A 16,024-nucleotide genomic window follows, 5' to 3' on the forward strand; every position below is an offset into this window, starting at 1 on the left:
CCCGAACGCCTGCGCTGGAGAATCCAACAGACCTTCCAGACTGGAGTTCCCTCGATGCCCAAGTCCATCGTCGCCGCCCTGCAGATCGGTTCGCTGCCTGGCGGGAAGGCCGCCACCCTGGCGCAGATCCTCGACTACGAGCAGGCCATCCATGATGCCGGCGCCAGCCTGGTGGTGATGCCCGAGGCCTTGCTCGGTGGCTACCCGAAAGGCGAAGGGTTCGGCACCCAGCTCGGCTATCGCCTGCCCGAGGGGCGTGAAGCCTTCGCCCGCTATTTCGCCAATGCCATTGATGTACCGGGGCCCGAGACCGACACCTTGGCCGGCTTGTCGGCGCGTACCGGAGCGAGCCTGGTGATCGGCGTGATCGAGCGCAGCGGCAATACCCTGTATTGCACGGTGCTGTTCTTCGAGCCGCACACCGGCCTGGTGGCCAAGCACCGCAAGCTGATGCCCACCGGTACCGAGCGGCTGATCTGGGGCAAGGGCGACGGCTCCACACTGCCGGTAATCGAAAGCCGTGCCGGGCGCATCGGCGCGGCAGTGTGCTGGGAGAACTACATGCCGCTGCTGCGCACTGCGATGTACGCCAAGGGTGTGCAACTGTGGTGCGCACCGACAGTGGACGAGCGCGAGCTTTGGCAGGTGAGCATGCGCCATATCGCCGCCGAGGGGCGCTGCTTTGTCATCAGCGCCTGCCAGGTGCAGGACTCGCCCGCCGCACTGGGCCTGGAGGTGGCCAACTGGCCGGCCGAACGGCCATTGATCAACGGCGGCAGCGTGATCGTCGGCCCGCTTGGGGAGGTGCTGGCCGGACCGCTGGTGGGTGAGCGTGGCCTGCTTTGCGCCGAGGTCGATACCGATGAACTGGTGCGTGCGCGCTACGACTTCGACGTGGTCGGCCACTATGCGCGGCCGGATGTGTTCGAGCTCAGCGTGGACGAGCGTCCGCGGCCCGGAGTACGTTTCGTCGGTTCATCCGGCGCAGGTGAGTGATCTGCCAGCCTGCCGGTAAAGCGGGTTACCAGGCAGGGCCTGCGGCCGTTGGCAGGTCGAGCTTGCCTTTGTCGGTAAAGCGCACGGTACCCAGCGGCCCTCCTGCCAGCTTGCCGCGCAACACATAGGGCAGGCCCTGCAGCGAGTCCGCCCGGCGCAGGCCGTAGGCCTGGCGCAGGAAGGCGAAGGCGGTGACGCTCACCGGCACCACCAGCACCGCTTCGTCGTAGCGGCCGATGTGCCCGCGCTGGTCGCTCACCCCGGCTGCCAGGGGCTGGTTGTTGACTTCCAGGTTGAGGGCGATGCCGTTGAAGTCCACCGGGGTTTCGTTGGGGTTCTGCACGCGGATCTTCACGGCCATGCGCAGCTCCAGGTCCTGGCCGGGCAGGGGGTCGATGCCGATCACGCTGATGTTCAGCGGGTCGCGACCCTGGAACAGGGCGCAGGCATTCAGGCCAAGGGTCAGCAGCAGGATCAGGCAGATGCGGGCATACATGGGGATCTGGCCTTGTGGCACGGGCGAGTCGGCAGTGTCGCAAATGCGCGGTGGTGATGAAAGCGGGGCCTGCCGACGTTCCGGGCCTAGCGCGAGCCGAATGTCATGCGCAGGTCTTCCATGAAGGCTTGCTGCGCCTCGCCGGGTGTTTGCCCGCGATGCCTGGCCAGGGTGAACGGCACCACGAAATCCAGCGCGGTATCCAACGCCCGCAACAGGCCTTGGGCTTCCCAGGGCGCGGCGCAGTGGCACGGCAGAAAGCCGATGTGTCGCCCTGAAAGGATGAACGTCAAGGCGCTGTCGATCTGCTCTGCCACCGCCATGCTGTGGCGGCTCTGGAAGGGCTCGCCCTGTTTGAGAAAACGATAGGGGTGGCTCACTTGGTCGGCCTCGAGCAACTGCTCGCGGGTTACCTGGGCCTGGGTGAACAAGACGTGCCCCTTGCCGCAGTAAAGCCTCTGGCGCTCCTCGAACAGCGGCAGGTAGTCGAACGCCGCCTGGTTGCCGGAGAAGTAGCTGATGGCGCAGTCCAGGCGTTGCTCCAGCAGCAAGCGTTCGAGTTCGGCCGGTGGCGCGCTGGTCAGTTCCAGGCGCACGCTCTCGTCACGCTGGCGAAACCGCGCGATGGCCTGGGCCAGGCGCAGGCTGACGTCACGGTCCTGGTTCTCGGCCAGGCCGATGCGCACGCTGCCCAGCAAGCGCCCGGCCACGCCATTGGCCTGCTGGCGGAACTGCTCGATCTGCAGCAGCAGGCCGCGGGTGGCCTGCAACAGCAACTCGCCTTTCTCGGTCAGCCGGAAGCCGCCCTTGCCCCGGCTGCACAGGCGATATCCCAGGCGGGTCTCCAGTTTCGCCATCTGCTGGCTGATGCTGGGCTGGCTGAGCCCCAGCACCCCCTGGGCGGCGCTGAAGCCGCCGGCCTCGACTACAGTGACGAACAGCCGCAGCAGGTGCAGGTCCGGGTCGTGCAATTGTCCGAGCATCACATTGCTCCTGGTGAATGTCAGCTTCGCAAAGTTGCCATTTTTGCAATGTAACCCGGCAGGCATGCTGGCGGCATCCACCCCTATGCCGAGGTGTCCGCCATGCGTTCGACGTTGTGCCTGCTTTCATTGCTGATCGCCCTGCCCCTGCAGGCCGAAGAGAAGGTCGTCAACCTGTACAGCTGGGCCGACTATGTCGCCCCGCAGACCCTGGAGCGTTTCGAGAAGGAGACCGGCTACAAGGTCCGCTACGACACCTTCGACACCACCGAGGTGCTGGAGACCAAGCTGCTCACCGGTGGCAGTGGCTACGACGTGGTGGTGCCGTCGGCCACGGTGCTGGCTCGAGCCCTCAAGGCCGGTGCTCTGCAGGCGCTCGAGGCGCAGGCGATGCCCGGCTACGCCAACCTAGACCGGGACCTGCTGGCCAAGCTGGCCGAGGCCGACCCCGGCAACCGCCATGCCGTGCCTTACACCTGGGGCACGCTGGGGCTGGGGGTGAACGTCGAGGCCGTACGCCAGCGCCTGGGCGATGTGCCCTTGGACAGCCTCGACCTGCTGTTCAAGCCTGAGTACGCCAGCCGCCTGAAGGACTGCGGCATCGCCATGCCGGACTCGCCCCAGGAGGTGATCGGCGTGACCCTCAACTACCTGGGCAAGGACCCGTACAGCCAGGACAAGGCCGACCTGGACGCGGCGCAGGCGCTGTTGCAGCAACTGCAACCGTCGATCAGCTACGTGGCCAATGGCCGCCAGATCAACGACCTGGCCAACGGCAGCGTATGCCTGGCGCTCACCTACAACGGCGATGCCGCCATGGCCGCCGACCAGGCGCGCCGCGCCGGCAAGCCCTTCGAGCTGATCTACCGCATCCCCCGCGAGGGCACGCTGGTGTGGCAGGACAACCTGGTGATCCCCAAGGACGCACCGCATCCCGAGGCGGCCCGCGCCTTCATCGCTTTCATGCTGCGCCCCGACTCGGTGGCGGCACTGACCAACACGCTGTTCTTCGCCAACGCCAACCAGGCCGCCACCCCGCTGGTGGACGCGGCGATCCGCAACGATCCGGACATCTATCCGTCGGCCGAGGTGCGCCAGCGCCTGTTCGCCGACCGCAGCATGGCGCTGGCCGACCTGCGCCAGCGCAACCGCCTGTGGACCGCCTTCCGCAGCCGCCAGTGAACGACAACGACAGGAGAAACACCGTGGATCTCGCCCAGGACAACGACCAGGCAATTACCCGTGGCAGCCTCTATGGCACCGCCGCCGAGAGCACTTATGCCGGTATCACCAGCTTTTCCCGGCGCCGCTACAGCCGTGACTTGCGGGGTGTCGACGTGGTGGTCAGTGGCGTGCCGTTCGACACCGCCACCAGCAATCGACCCGGCGCGCGCTTCGGTCCGCGGGCGATTCGCGCCGCTTCGGTGCAACAGGCCTGGGCCCGGCACTGGCCCTGGGCGTTCGATCCGTTCGACCACCTGGCGGTGATCGACTACGGCGATTGTGCTTTCGATAGCGGTACGCCGCAGTCGGTGCCGCAGAGCATCGAGGCGCATGCCGAGCACATTCTCGAGGCTGGCTGCGCCATGCTCACCTTGGGCGGGGACCATTTCATCAGCTATCCGCTGCTCAAGGCCCATGCCCGTCGCCATGGCCCGCTGGCGCTGGTGCACTTCGACGCGCACAGCGACACCTGGCCGGACGAGGAGGGCCAGCGCATCGACCATGGCACGATGTTCTGGCACGCGGCGCGGGAAGGGCTGGTGGACCCGGCGCGCTCGGTGCAGATCGGCCTGCGCACTACCAACGACGACAGCCAGGGCTTCGCCATTCTCGACGCCCGCCAGGTGCATCGCCAGGGCACCGAGGCGATCGTCGCTGCCATCCGCCAGCGGGTGGGCGACCGGCCGGTGTACCTGACCTTCGATATCGACTGCCTGGACCCGGCCTTCGCACCCGGCACCGGCACGCCGGTATGCGGCGGCCTGAGCACGGTGCAGGCGCTGGAGATACTCGGCGGGTTGCGCGGGATCAACCTGGTGGGCATGGACCTGGTAGAGGTGGCGCCCGCCTATGACCATGCCGATATCACTGCGCTGGCAGGCGCGACCCTGGCGATGGAGATGTTGTGCCTGTATGCAGCGCGGCACAAGGTGGGATAACGCCAGGCAACTGAGGGGTGCATACTGAAACATCAGGACCCAAATTCATCCTTTTGCGTCGAACCCTGCGCGCCGTAGGCTATCCAACCTTCGAGCGCGCCTTTTCGTACCGGAGGTGAAGCATGAATCCCACACTGCCAATCCTGGGCCTCGGCCTGGTGCTGGCGTTGCCACTGCAGGCCGCGCCCTTGGCGCCGCCACTGATTGCCGCCAACGACAGCAACAACCCCTACAACAGCCCGATCATGCGCGCCAACCCCAACAGCCGGCAGGGCAGCGTACCGGCAATGCCGCCCGTGCGCGGCCCGTCCACGCAACCCAACCCGCGTCCGCCCACCCTCGACAACCGCGGTATCGGCAACGGTGAAAACCTGCGCCGCGAGCAGCGGACCCCGAACCTGGAACCCACCCGGCCACCACGCGACTCCCTACGTGTGCCGTGAGCCCTTGCAAAGGAAGCGAGCATGACCCCACGCACCTGGTTGACCACCCTGGCCGCTGCCAGCCTGTTGCCCCTGCTGGCGCAGGCCGCCGCCGAGCAGCAGTACCCCAGCGAGGAGGGGCGGCTGACCGTCAGCACTGTTGCCGACGGCCTGCGCAATCCCTGGGCGCTGGCCTTCCTGCCCGGCGGCAAGGACATGCTGGTCACCGAACGCCCCGGCAACCTGCGTATCGTCAACGCCGAGGGCAAGGTCGGGCCGCCGCTGTCCGGTGTACCCAAGGTCTGGGCCGAGGGGCAGGGCGGCCTGCTCGACGTGGTGCTCTCGCCTGAGTTCGCCAAGGATCGAACCGTATATCTGTCCTATGCCGAGGAGGGCAGCGATGGCAAGGCCGGTACTGCGGTCGGTCGTGGCCAGCTGACCCAGGACCAGTCACGCCTGGAGAACTTCACGGTGATCTTCCGCCAGCAGCCCAAGCTGTCCGAAGGCAACCACTTCGGCTCGCGGCTGGTGTTCGACCGTGACGGTTACCTGTTCATCGCCCTGGGCGAGAACAACCAGCGCGCCACGTCGCAGGACCTGGACAAGCTGCAGGGCAAGATCGTGCGCATCCTGCCCGACGGCGAGATACCCAAGGACAATCCCTTCGTCGGGCGCGACAACGTGCGTCCGGAAATCTGGTCGTTCGGCCACCGCAACCAGCAGGGCGCGGCGCTGAACCCCTGGACCGGCAAGCTGTGGACCCACGAGCATGGCCCGCGTGGCGGCGACGAGATCAACATCCCCAAGGCGGGCAAGAACTATGGCTGGCCGATCGCCACCCACGGCATCAACTACTCGCTGCTGCCGATCCCAGAGGCCAAGGGCAAGCACGTCGATGGCATGGTCGATCCGCACCACGTGTGGGAAAAGTCGCCGGGCATCAGCGGCATGGCGTTCTACGACAGCCCCACGTTCAAGGCCTGGGACCACAACCTGTTCATCGGTGCGCTGGCGACACAGGAGTTGATCCGACTGCAGCTCGATGGCGACAAGGTCGTGCATGAAGAACGGCTGTTGGCTGACCTGAAAGCCAGGATTCGTGACGTGCGGGTAGGGCCGGATGGCTATCTGTACGTGCTGACCGATGCCAAGGATGGCGCCTTGCTGAAGGTGGGGCTGACAGAGGGATGATCGTCCCGGCGGAGGCCCTGGAGCAAGCTACTACAGTTGCCCTGGGGCAATGTTGTGGAAGCGGGCTTGCCCAGCGATGGCGTACCATGCGCGGCATGACCCCTGAATCCCTTTATCACAAGGCGCTGGCCGAGCGTGGCTACGTCGCCGATCCCGCCCAGGCAGCGGCTGTGGCTGCGTTGCAGGACTGCTTCGACGCCCTGCGTCAGGGCCTGCCGACGCAAGGCCTGTACCTCTGGGGCCCGGTCGGCCGTGGCAAGACCTGGTTGATGGACCTGTTCCATCGCAGCCTGCAATTGCCGGCCCGGCGCCAGCATTTCCACCATTTCATGGCATGGGTTCATCAGCGCCTGTTCCAGCTCAATGGCACCGCCGACCCGCTCGCGGCCCTGGCCCGGGCGCTGGCCGAGGAGATACGGGTGTTGTGTTTCGACGAGCTGTTCGTCAGCGATATCGGCGATGCGATCATCCTCGGCCGTCTGTTCCAGGTGTTGTTCGATCACGGTGTGGTGATCGTCGCCACCTCGAACCAGCCGCCCTGCCAGTTGTACCGCGATGGCTTCAACCGCGAGCGGTTCCTGCCGGCCATCGCCGCCATCGAGCGGCACATGCGCGTGCTGGCGGTGGCGGGGGAGCAGGATCACCGCTTGCACCCCGGCCTGCAACAGCAGCGCTACTGGGTCGGCCAGCCGGGGCGGTCGAGCGCGCTCGAGGCGGTGTTCGGCCAGTTGAGCCCGGACGACCCAGGCAACGACCAACCGCTGCAGCTTGGCTCCCGGCAGATCGGCGTGCTGCGCCGCAGTACGCAGGCCATTTGGTGCCATTTTAGTGCCCTGTGCGAGCAGCCGCTGGCCGCCATGGACTTCATGGCCTTGTGCGACCGCTTTCCGGCGATCCTGGTCAGCGGCATTCCGGCCCTGGGTGGCCTCCAGCAGGCCGGCCGCATTGCCCGCGGTACCGAGGACGGGGCCGCCCGCGTCGAGGCCGGGGACCGCCAGTTACCGACACTGGCGCCGAAGGATGACAGCGTTCGGCGCTTCATCGCCCTGGTGGACGAATGCTACGACCGTCGGGTGTTGTTGTACCTGGAAGCCGAGGTGCCGCTGGAAGCGCTCTACACTCAAGGGTATCTGGCGTTCCCGTACCAACGGACCCTGAGCCGGCTACGGGAGATGCAACTGCAACGCTTCGCCTGAAGGAGCTGCCCATGGAGCCGCTGTCGCATCATCTGCTGACCCAGGCCTACAACAATGGCTGGGCCAACCACCGCCTGTACAAGGCTTGCCTGCAACTGACCCAGGATGAGTTCGTCGCCCCGCGCTGCAGTTTCTTCCCGTCGATCAAGGCCACCCTCAACCACCTGTTGACGGTGGACTGGTTCTATCTGGATGCACTGGAGTGCGAGCAACGCGGCCAAACGCCGGATCCGGACGGCGAGCGCTTCTTCCAACCCGAGCAGCCCTTCGCCACCTGCACCGACCTGCAGGCCCAGCAGGCCCAGGCCGACCAGCGCCTGATCGCCTATTGCCGGCAATTGCGCGACGACCAGTTGCGGCGCTATGTGAGCATCGTGCGACCGGACCGGGTGCAACAGGAGCAACGTTTGCGCTTGCTGTCACACCTGTTCGAGCACCAGATCCACCATCGCGGCCAGGTGCACGCGATGCTCAGCGATACGGCGATCAGGCCACCGCAGTTGGACGAATTCTTCTGCGAAGAGGAGGCCTCACTGCGATCCGAGGATTTTGCCGCGCTGGGTTGGAGCGAGGCGCAGGTCTGGGGGCAGCCCTGAGCGGCGTTCAGGCTGTTTCATCACCTGCCAGATCGTGGGCGGCCTGCACCAGTTGCTCGAGCTGGTGATGCACCATGGCGCGGTCCAGCTGCGCCAGGGGCTGGCGATTCCACAGTATTTGTATGTTGGTGAGCGGGTCGAGACCGATCACAGGCTTGCAGGTGTCCTGGCAGAACAGGTTCTGTTCACCCCAGCGTATGTCGTCGATTACGGGGAGTTCGATGAACATCAGCAAGTGGTCCGCCGGGTGCTCGGTAACGTTGCACACAAAAGACCCCACGCGCAGGCTGATCACCGGCTCGAAGGTCAAGGGGGGCTCCAGCTTCAGGGCAGCGTACAGCTGGGTCAATGCGTAGTCATAGTTCGTGCCTGACATGGCGAGCTCTCGATCAAAGGGCTTGCCACGGTAGTCAGTGCATAGCCTGCAAGATAGCGGGTGTGGTCGCCATTTTTTAGCTGCTGTGCTTGCTGCTATTCGGCACAGGCGTGCTTCGCATTGCCTTACAGAGCTGATGAATTTCCTACAAGTGATGGCGAATAGCCTCCCTCTCGGCGAGGACAATCCCTGCGTTCATTCGTGGGAAGGCGCCGTAGTCTGTGGCCTTGTCTGCATCGCGGAGGCAAGGGCTGCAAGGTCATCTCAATCTTGCACGATCTGCTGTCCGACGATGCGTATAGGGTCCTACGGGAAGTAGGGCCTCGCGTGATAGGGATTTCTCCAGTTGAGGGCTGGTGTGTGCAAGGTCGGCAGTTGGATGTTGTCGGGGCGGGGTTCGCGTCCCAGGGGCAGGAAGGCTTCTACGCGGTGATGGTGGGGCAGCTGACGCTTCGCGGAAAGGACGACATCATTCACCTACAGGCAGGCGAGCTGCTGTTCGTCAAGCGCGGCACCTATCTGGTGGCGAGCCAATGGCAGGCATGCGAAGTGCTCTGGCTGCCGCTGGATGTGAATTTCGTGCAGGCGTTCGTGAAACGTCATGGCAATGACCTTGCCCACCTCGAACGCTGTGACGAGCCAGGTGTGAGTACCCTCCGGCTGCGACCCTGCACGATGGCGCAGGAATGTGTGACTCGCCTGGCGGCGCTCGGGGGCGAAGGCACGTCGTCGATGCTGGCGATGCTGCGCCTGGAGGAGCTGTTGCTGCTGCTCATTTTCGGCGCGCAGGGGCGGACCTTGCTGGCGGCACTGCGGCAACAGGGCAATCGCCATGTCGATCGCCTGCACGCATTCATGGAACAGCACTATCTGCGTGATTGGCGCCTGGACCAGTACGCCCAGGCCTTCGGCTTGGGCCTGACGGCGTTCAAGAGTTTGTTCAACACCTTCTACAACTGCTCGCCACGGGCCTGGATCACCGAGCGCAGGATCGTCCATGCGCACCATCTGCTGCTTAACACGCGTATGAGCATTGTCGACATCGCCATGGAAAGCGGCTTTTCCAGCCAGTCGTATTTCAGCCAGAGCTATCGCCGACGGTTCGGCCGCACCCCCAGCGATGCTCGCCGTGGCTGACAAACTCTTCTGTTCCCTCCGTTGCACGGACGATGCCCGTATGAACACACTTTTGCAGCAAATGGCCCGACGGTTGGGCATGCCTCCCTGGTTGGCAAATGAGCGCGGTGGCTACCAATTGTGGATCGAGGGGCGTGCCCTTTCGCTCGAGCCGCAAGGCACGCAACTGGTTGTTCGCAGCTCGCTGTCGTCACTGGTGGGCCAAGGCGCCAGCCTCGACCCGCAAGCCTTGCGCCGCTTGATGAGCATGCTGACGGTGTGGGCGCAGCACTGTCCGCAGCGACTGGCGCTGACACCTGCGGGAGAGCCGCTGCTTGAAGCGCAGGTAGACCTGGCCCAGGGCGATCTCGACATCGTGGATCACGTGCTGGGTGCTCAGGTCGACCTGCTCGCTCTCCTGTGCGAGCAACATGCTGATCCAGTGCCCGCGACTCACCGGGGAGCTCGCGTATGGCTGCCTTGAGGTCGCTTGCCGCCGGTTTGACGGCGCTGTTGGCCAGCCTTGCGGCCCAGGGCGAGTCACTGGATTGGCCCCAGGAGCCTTTCCACTACGTTGCCCAGGGCGAGAGCCTGCGTGACCTGCTGGGCAACTTCGCCGCCAACTACCAGGGGGCGGTGGTGGTCAGCGACAAGGTCAGGGACCAGGTGAACGCCACGTTCGAGCAGCCGGACCCGGAGGCGTTTCTCGAGCAGGTCGCCGTACTGTTCAACCTGGCCTGGTACTACGACGGCGCGGTGCTATATGTCGGCAAGTCCAGCGAACTACAGACCCGCCTTGTTCACCTGGACAAAGTGCGCGAGCCGCAATTGCGTGCCGCCCTGCAGGAGGGTGGCGGTTGGACGTCGCGCTTCGCCTGGCGCGCCGCGGCGGGCGGGCAGCTGGTGTATGTTTCGGGCCCGCCGCGTTACCTTGATCGCGTCGAGCAGACCGCCAACGCCCTGGAGAAGCAGGCTGTGTTGCAGGACGAACGCGGTGGCAACCTGAGCGTCGAGGTGATCGCGCTCAGGCATGCGGTGGCCGAAGACCGTGAAATCGATTATCGCGACCAGAAGGTGGCGGTACCCGGGGTAGCCACGCTCCTCTCTCGGGTACTGACGAACGCCGATGTACGCGCGGTCGAAGGTCAGGCTGTGGCACAGGGTGCGCCTATAGGCTCCAGTCAAGCCGTTGTCCAGGCCGAAGCGTCGCTCAATGCCATCATCGTGCGTGATCACCCAGAGCGCATGCCCATGTACCGGCGTTTGGTGGCGGCGCTGGACCGTCCGGCGGCGCGCATCGAGGTGGGGCTGACGATCCTCGACATCAACGCCGAGCACCTGGCGGAGCTGGGTGTGGAGTGGCAGGTTGGCATAGGTACCGGCAAGCACCAGTTGATCGACATTCGCACCAGCGCAGGCCAGGCGCAGGGCACGCTTGCCGGCAGCCTGGTCGACAGCCGGGGCGTGGACCGGCTGCTGGCCAAGGTCACGTTGATGCAGGGCGAGGGGCGCGCCCAGGTGGTGTCGCGACCGACCTTGCTGACCCAGGAAAACACCCTGGCGGTGATAGACCACAGCGAAACCTATTATGTGCGGGTGCTGGGCGAACGCGTCGCCGAGCTCAAGGCGATCACCTACGGCACCTTGTTGAAGATGACCCCACGTCTGATCCGCAGTGCGGACCGGCCCGAAATCAGCCTGAGCCTGCATATCGAGGACGGTAGCCAGAAGCCCAACAGTACTGGGCCCGATGGTATACCCACCATCAGTCGCACGGTCATCGACACGCTGGCCCGGGTCGACCTGGGGCAGAGCCTGATGATTGGTGGCATCCACCGCGACGAGTCGAGCGAAAGCCTGCGCAAGGTCCCGCTGTTGGGGGACATTCCGTTCCTGGGCGCCTTGTTTCGTTATCAGTCCAGCAGCACGCGCCGATCGGTTCGGTTGTTCCTGATCGAGCCGAAGCTGATTGACTCGGGGCTCGCAAGTGTCGGCAATGGCTTGAAGTCAGGTCCTGCCCGTGACGAGCGCTCTTGAAATGACTTGGAAACTGCGGGTCTACAGTGGCCTGAATGCGGGGGCCGAGGTGTCCCTGGCACCTGGCCGGGTAGTCATCGGCGCCGACCCGGCGCAAGCCGATCTGGTGCTGGTGGACGCAGGGATCGCCGCTATCCACCTGGTGCTGATGGTCGGGCCTGGCGGGGTACGCCTGCTGGAGTGGGGCACCACCGAACCACCGACACAGGCCGGGGTGACGTTAGCGGCAGATGTCGAGTTGCAGGCTCTGGCCATCCAGCGTTGTGGCCCGTTGTGCTGGGCATTCTGTACGGAGGGCGAAGTGTTTGCCGAGCGGCTTCCCGAGTCGATCCCCCGGCCCGGATTGCGGGCCGGCTGGTTCATGATCCCGGGCGCCGGTTTGCTGCTGTTGCTGGCGCTGCTCACACGCCTGCTGATCCCGGAGGCCGAAGCACAGGGCAAGGCGAACGCAGCCGATCCCCAGGTCGTGTCACACAGCCTGCCCGTTCCACAGGCCCGGACGCGCCTGGCCCAGCTGCTGCGCGAATGGGGACTGGAGGAGGCCCTGACCCTGGAGGACCGCGGTGACACCCTGGTGCTGCGCGGGGCACTGCATGACCGCCAGTATCAGGACGTCCTGAGCCTGCAGCGCCAGTTTCGGCAGACATTCGGCGAGTATCCGCTGTTGAAGCTGGTCGATGAGGGCAGGGCACTTGTGCCCGGGAAACTCGATTTCCCGCTGCGAGCGGTGTCATTGGGGCGGGTGCCCTACGTGACGCTGACCGACAACCATCGCTATCCGGTGGGCGCGCTGATGCCTTCCGGTATCCGCATCCTGGCGATCGATGATCAGACGATCACATTGCGCAAAGGTGGGCGGGACTACTCGATCAATCTGAAGGAGCACCCCATCAATGATGGATGAGCTGTTGCAGGAAACACGTGACCCACCAATACGCGCGCGGATGTACAGGGTGCTGGAGCATGCGCGGCAGGCCCGCGCCGAGCAGATGTCACGCCCCTTGCCGCCCACGGCATTCCAAGCGTTGCACGACGAACGAACGGCCCTTGAAGCGGCCTTGAATATCCTGGAGAAACTGAATGAAAACTGAGGCGCTATTGACGAACCTACCTACCGGATTCCACGACGGCGGCCCCCAAGCCACCTTGGAGAAGATCCACAACGGGATGATCTCGCAGGGGCGAAAGGCCCACAAGGCCGTCCTCGAGTCGATCGATAAACTCCACGTGAATGGCGACGACCCCGCGGCGCTGGCCGACTTGCGCCATCGCACGACCATGTGGTCCAACGCGCTTCAGGTCGATGCGACCATGGGCCAGACCCTCAAGAACACCATCAGCAGCATCCTGCAGAAGTTCTGAGCATGGAGTACTCGGTGAACAATCTGATGGCGCGCCTGGGCTTGCTGGGTGTCGAGCACCATCACCATGACGAAGCGATGGCGATTGCGCGTTGGCTGGCCCGGCAGCCGGAAACCAGGGAAGCCGCCTGTGTGATACGTATCGCCGGCCTGATGGGGGCGGGACGCTGCGAAGAGGCCCTGGCAGAAGGCAATCAGGCCTCCTGGCCATCCCTCGGCCCGTGGCTGGCGCTGTGCGAGCGCCAGCTGGGCTACATGGCGGCGCTGGAAAGGCGCCTTGAGCGCATGGCGCAGAGCGAGGATTGCGAACTGATCCGGTTTGCCGAGGGTATGCGCGCCCAGGTGGTGGCATGAACGGGTTGACCATGTCCCTGTTGACGAGTGCGCAAGTAGCTTCGATCCCGCAGCCCGTTCCTGCGGATCGGGACGTTGCTGCGTTTCAGGCATGCCTGGTCGAGCAGGCGCCAGGTGCCCCGGAGCAGAGGCGGGGCCCGGCATTGGCAGAGCAACAGCGTCTGCAGGTGCTCGCCATGGCGATGGACCTGCTCAACGATTCCTTCACAGTGGAGAGCGACACATGAGTGGCATTGCCGAGGTGACCCGTGTGGTCACCGATCTGCAGTCCCTGGTGGCACCGGACGTCGACTCCCGCCAGGTGGCCGAGTTCGAGCAGGCGCTATCCAGCAGTGCCGGCAGCCCTGAGGAGGGGGTGTTGCACAAAGTCGCACAGCTCGGCCAGCAGCATGCCGAAGCCAGGCAGGGCGCGCATGCCAGCCTGGTCTCGGGCGTAGGTGATCCGATGGCATTGCTGGATGCCCATTGGGCATTGATACGTACCAACCTGCAGGTCGAGCTGATTGCCAAGGGCGTGGGACGCACCACGCAGAATATCGAAACCCTCATGAAAGCCCAGTAGGTACCCCGTGAAGAACCCATGGCAGTGCTTGCTGCTTGTGACAGTACTGGTGCTGGGCGGGTGCAAGGTCGAGCTGTACCTGGGCCTCGGCCAGCGCGAAGCCAACGAAATGCTCGCGGTGCTGGATGCCGAGGGCATCGATGCGGTGAAGGCGCAGGACAAGGACGGCAAGGTGAAGATCCTGATCGGCGAGGCTGACATCGGCCATGCGGTGGCCGCGCTCAAGCGTCAGGGCTATCCACGGGAGATCTTCTCCACAGTCAGTGATGTGTTCCCCCGGGACAGCCTGATCTCGTCGCCACTGGAGGAGCACGCGCGGCTGACCTATGTGAAGTCCCAGGAACTGTCGCGCACCCTGTCGGAAATCGATGGCGTGCTGGTGGCGCGGGTGCATGTGGTGTTGCCTGAGCCCCGCGATAGCCTGCGGGCATCGGCACGCGCGGCTTCGGCGTCGATCTTCATCAAGCATGCGGCGGACGCGGCGCTGGACCTGTACATCGGGCAGATGAAGCAGCTGTTGAGCAACAGCATCGAAGGCCTCGACTACGACCGCATCAGTGTGGTGCTGGTGCCTTCCACGCAGGCTCGCCAGCTGTGGCCGGGCGAGCGTCATGCGACGCTATTGTCGATTCACGTACTGGAGGGGTCGCGCCTGCGTCTTCTGGCGCTGGTCGGGGCGTTGCTGGGATTGCTGGTGCTGAGCAATCTCGCGCAGTACCTGTGGTGGCGCCAGCGGGCATGAGCATGACCCCATTTCAGCTTCGCTACTGCCCGGCGCGTTACCTGCACCAGGCTCATTGCCCGGAACCTTTGCGGCAGGTGGCCCAGGCCTTGCCAGACTGGCGCCGGGACAGCTCGATCAATGGTTGGTTGCTGTCGGCGCTGGACCTGAGCGAACCCTTTGAAATACCGGAGCGGCTGGGTGGGCTGGCCCTCTATCCGCAGCCAGCGTTCGAACGCGTTCTGGCCTCTGTTGGTGGTTTGTTGCATGGCCAGGCCATTGTGCGACTGCTCGACCGAGCCGGCCAGATGCGCTTGCGGCACGCGCTCGGCGATCAAGGCCTGCGCTACTGCCTGGAGAAATGGCGGCTGATCATCGGCCCATGGCCGCCAGGCTGGCAGCAGGCGCTGCCAAGCGGCGTGCTGGAGGTGGAGCTGCCCGTGCAGGGCCTGGCGTTCTGGCTACAGGCCTGCGGTTGTACCGATCCCGGTTTTGCCCGGCGCCTGGCCCTGCGACTGCCTGGCACCGAGGCATTGCCGACCTGGCCGATGAGCGACGATCAGCGCGCCCTGGCGCGCACCCTTTGCCTGAAAGTGGCCCAAGACAGGAGCCCGGAATGTTGCCATTTATTGAACTGAATGATTGCCGGCCGATGGTCGAACCAGGCTGTACCGTGTTGCGCGGCGCCGACTACCAGCGCTTTCTCGAAGCCGGCGCATTGACCGAAAGCGCCCGCCAGCGTGCCAGCGACATCGAAGCCCAGGCCGACGCGGTGCTCGAGGCGCAGCATCGGCTTGGGCGGGAGGTCGGGCTGGAAATGGCCGCGGTCGAGCAGGCGGCGTTGATGCACAGTGTGCGATTGCGCTGTGCCGAGTTCTATCGCCGGGCCGATCGACAGATGAGCGAGGTGGTGTACCAGGCGGTGGGCAAGGTGCTGGGGGCATACCCGGACATCGAGCTGACGCTGGCGGCCACACGTCAGGCGTTGGCTCAGGTTCGCCCACGGGAGGAACTGATCCTGCACGTGCGCCCTGACCAGGTGCCGGAGGTTCGCCTGCGTATCGATGAAATACTCGCGCGGTTTCCCGACGCGGGCCCCCTGGAAATCTGCGGTGATGCTGGGCTTGCACGCGGTGGTTGCCGACTGGAAACCGAAGGTTGCGTCATCGACGCCAGCATCGAGGGGCAACTGAGCGCTTTGCAGCGGGCGTTGTTGCAAGGAGTTCCTGATAATGAGGCTGGATACGCATGAACCTGCTCGAACATGGCCATGGGGCGGTGCTGGCCGCCGCTGCGCGGGCTATCCGCGATGACCAGGAGCGTGATGCGCTGCTCCAGGTATTCTGGGCGCAGCTTCGTCAGCCTGCTCGAGCGTCTGTGCGGGAGGACATCTTGCCCGTGCGCCGGCCATTGCCGCAGCGTGGGATCTTGGTATAGCACCTGGCCCCAAGGCCT

Annotated in this window: 23 protein-coding genes; 20 read left to right on the forward strand and 3 right to left on the reverse strand. The window is 65.0% G+C overall.

Going from position 1 to position 16,024, the window contains the following annotated elements:
• Positions 1-54 precede the first annotated feature (54 nt).
• Entirely contained in the window at positions 55-996 is a 942-nt protein-coding gene (locus DFS21_RS21135; RefSeq protein ID WP_110700896.1) for a carbon-nitrogen hydrolase family protein, read from the forward strand.
• 25 nt (positions 997-1,021) lie between these two features.
• Here DFS21_RS21135 and DFS21_RS21140 read toward each other — a convergent pair whose 3' ends face one another.
• Both DFS21_RS21140 and DFS21_RS21145 read right to left on the reverse strand, forming a co-directional pair.
• Positions 1,022-1,492: an LEA type 2 family protein gene (locus tag DFS21_RS21140; RefSeq protein ID WP_111533036.1), complete on the reverse strand. Its 471-nt coding sequence runs from the start codon at positions 1,490-1,492 to the stop codon at positions 1,022-1,024.
• An 86-nt stretch (positions 1,493-1,578) separates the two neighbouring features.
• Entirely contained in the window at positions 1,579-2,475 is an 897-nt protein-coding gene (locus tag DFS21_RS21145; protein ID WP_111533037.1) for a LysR family transcriptional regulator, read from the reverse strand.
• A 102-nt stretch (positions 2,476-2,577) separates the two neighbouring features.
• Between DFS21_RS21145 and DFS21_RS21150 the strand changes: the two genes are divergently transcribed.
• The 6 genes from DFS21_RS21150 to DFS21_RS21175 all read left to right on the forward strand — a co-directional run bounded on the left by DFS21_RS21150 (position 2,578) and on the right by DFS21_RS21175 (position 8,042).
• Positions 2,578-3,657 (forward strand): extracellular solute-binding protein, encoded by a 1,080-nt coding sequence (locus tag DFS21_RS21150; protein ID WP_110700890.1) that lies wholly within the window; start codon positions 2,578-2,580, stop codon positions 3,655-3,657.
• A gap of 23 nt (positions 3,658-3,680) precedes the next feature.
• Positions 3,681-4,637, forward strand: a complete 957-nt coding sequence (gene speB, locus DFS21_RS21155) for an agmatinase (RefSeq protein WP_110700888.1) — start codon at positions 3,681-3,683, stop codon at positions 4,635-4,637.
• 122 nt (positions 4,638-4,759) lie between these two features.
• A complete protein-coding gene (locus tag DFS21_RS21160) occupies positions 4,760-5,080 on the forward strand; it encodes a hypothetical protein (protein ID WP_111533038.1) in 321 nt (106 codons plus the stop codon).
• Positions 5,081-5,101: 21 nt separating this feature from the next.
• Complete coding sequence (locus DFS21_RS21165; protein WP_110700884.1) at positions 5,102-6,250, forward strand: PQQ-dependent sugar dehydrogenase; 1,149 nt, start codon at positions 5,102-5,104, stop codon at positions 6,248-6,250.
• Between the two features lie 95 nt (positions 6,251-6,345).
• On the forward strand, positions 6,346-7,446 hold the full coding sequence (zapE, locus tag DFS21_RS21170) for a cell division protein ZapE (RefSeq protein ID WP_110701006.1): 1,101 nt from the start codon (positions 6,346-6,348) through the stop codon (positions 7,444-7,446).
• An 11-nt stretch (positions 7,447-7,457) separates the two neighbouring features.
• A complete protein-coding gene (locus DFS21_RS21175; protein WP_110700881.1) occupies positions 7,458-8,042 on the forward strand; it encodes a DinB family protein in 585 nt (194 codons plus the stop codon).
• Positions 8,043-8,049: 7 nt separating this feature from the next.
• Here the strand turns inward: DFS21_RS21175 and DFS21_RS21180 are convergent, their stop codons facing one another.
• Positions 8,050-8,418, reverse strand: a complete 369-nt coding sequence (locus DFS21_RS21180) for a CesT family type III secretion system chaperone (protein ID WP_111533039.1) — start codon at positions 8,416-8,418, stop codon at positions 8,050-8,052.
• A 270-nt stretch (positions 8,419-8,688) separates the two neighbouring features.
• On the opposite strand from DFS21_RS21180, the gene DFS21_RS21185 reads away from it, so the two are divergent.
• The 13 genes from DFS21_RS21185 to DFS21_RS21245 all read left to right on the forward strand — a co-directional run bounded on the left by DFS21_RS21185 (position 8,689) and on the right by DFS21_RS21245 (position 16,006).
• Entirely contained in the window at positions 8,689-9,555 is an 867-nt protein-coding gene (locus tag DFS21_RS21185) for a helix-turn-helix transcriptional regulator (protein WP_146230425.1), read from the forward strand.
• Between the two features lie 79 nt (positions 9,556-9,634).
• Entirely contained in the window at positions 9,635-10,018 is a 384-nt protein-coding gene (locus DFS21_RS27400) for a CesT family type III secretion system chaperone (RefSeq protein WP_371926905.1), read from the forward strand.
• Positions 10,006-11,571, forward strand: a complete 1,566-nt coding sequence (gene sctC, locus DFS21_RS21195) for a type III secretion system outer membrane ring subunit SctC (protein ID WP_111533040.1) — start codon at positions 10,006-10,008, stop codon at positions 11,569-11,571. Before DFS21_RS27400 ends, sctC begins: the two co-directional genes overlap by 13 nt.
• Position 11,572: 1 nt before the next feature.
• Positions 11,573-12,475 (forward strand): FHA domain-containing protein, encoded by a 903-nt coding sequence (locus tag DFS21_RS21200; RefSeq protein WP_110700871.1) that lies wholly within the window; start codon positions 11,573-11,575, stop codon positions 12,473-12,475.
• Complete coding sequence (locus DFS21_RS21205) at positions 12,465-12,662, forward strand: EscE/YscE/SsaE family type III secretion system needle protein co-chaperone (RefSeq protein WP_110700868.1); 198 nt, start codon at positions 12,465-12,467, stop codon at positions 12,660-12,662. Before DFS21_RS21200 ends, DFS21_RS21205 begins: the two co-directional genes overlap by 11 nt.
• Positions 12,652-12,933: an EscF/YscF/HrpA family type III secretion system needle major subunit gene (locus tag DFS21_RS21210; protein WP_110700866.1), complete on the forward strand. Its 282-nt coding sequence runs from the start codon at positions 12,652-12,654 to the stop codon at positions 12,931-12,933. The genes DFS21_RS21205 and DFS21_RS21210 overlap by 11 nt, the downstream gene beginning before the upstream one ends.
• Before the next feature lie 14 nt (positions 12,934-12,947).
• Positions 12,948-13,286, forward strand: a complete 339-nt coding sequence (locus tag DFS21_RS21215) for a YscG family type III secretion system chaperone (protein WP_256591477.1) — start codon at positions 12,948-12,950, stop codon at positions 13,284-13,286.
• A complete protein-coding gene (locus DFS21_RS26665; protein WP_110700862.1) occupies positions 13,283-13,513 on the forward strand; it encodes a hypothetical protein in 231 nt (76 codons plus the stop codon). The genes DFS21_RS21215 and DFS21_RS26665 overlap by 4 nt, the downstream gene beginning before the upstream one ends.
• Positions 13,510-13,848, forward strand: a complete 339-nt coding sequence (sctI, locus tag DFS21_RS21225; RefSeq protein ID WP_111533041.1) for a type III secretion system inner rod subunit SctI — start codon at positions 13,510-13,512, stop codon at positions 13,846-13,848. The genes DFS21_RS26665 and sctI overlap by 4 nt, the downstream gene beginning before the upstream one ends.
• Positions 13,849-13,855: 7 nt before the next feature.
• Positions 13,856-14,590 (forward strand): type III secretion system inner membrane ring lipoprotein SctJ, encoded by a 735-nt coding sequence (gene sctJ / locus DFS21_RS21230; RefSeq protein WP_110700858.1) that lies wholly within the window; start codon positions 13,856-13,858, stop codon positions 14,588-14,590.
• Between the two features lie 2 nt (positions 14,591-14,592).
• Entirely contained in the window at positions 14,593-15,207 is a 615-nt protein-coding gene (locus DFS21_RS21235) for a SctK family type III secretion system sorting platform protein (RefSeq protein WP_256591480.1), read from the forward strand.
• On the forward strand, positions 15,186-15,821 hold the full coding sequence (locus tag DFS21_RS21240) for an HrpE/YscL family type III secretion apparatus protein (RefSeq protein ID WP_110700854.1): 636 nt from the start codon (positions 15,186-15,188) through the stop codon (positions 15,819-15,821). Before DFS21_RS21235 ends, DFS21_RS21240 begins: the two co-directional genes overlap by 22 nt.
• On the forward strand, positions 15,818-16,006 hold the full coding sequence (locus DFS21_RS21245; RefSeq protein WP_110700852.1) for a hypothetical protein: 189 nt from the start codon (positions 15,818-15,820) through the stop codon (positions 16,004-16,006). The genes DFS21_RS21240 and DFS21_RS21245 overlap by 4 nt, the downstream gene beginning before the upstream one ends.
• Positions 16,007-16,024 lie beyond the last annotated feature (18 nt).

Source organism: Pseudomonas sp. 2848, from assembly GCF_003253945.1.
Classification (GTDB): domain Bacteria; phylum Pseudomonadota; class Gammaproteobacteria; order Pseudomonadales; family Pseudomonadaceae; genus Aquipseudomonas.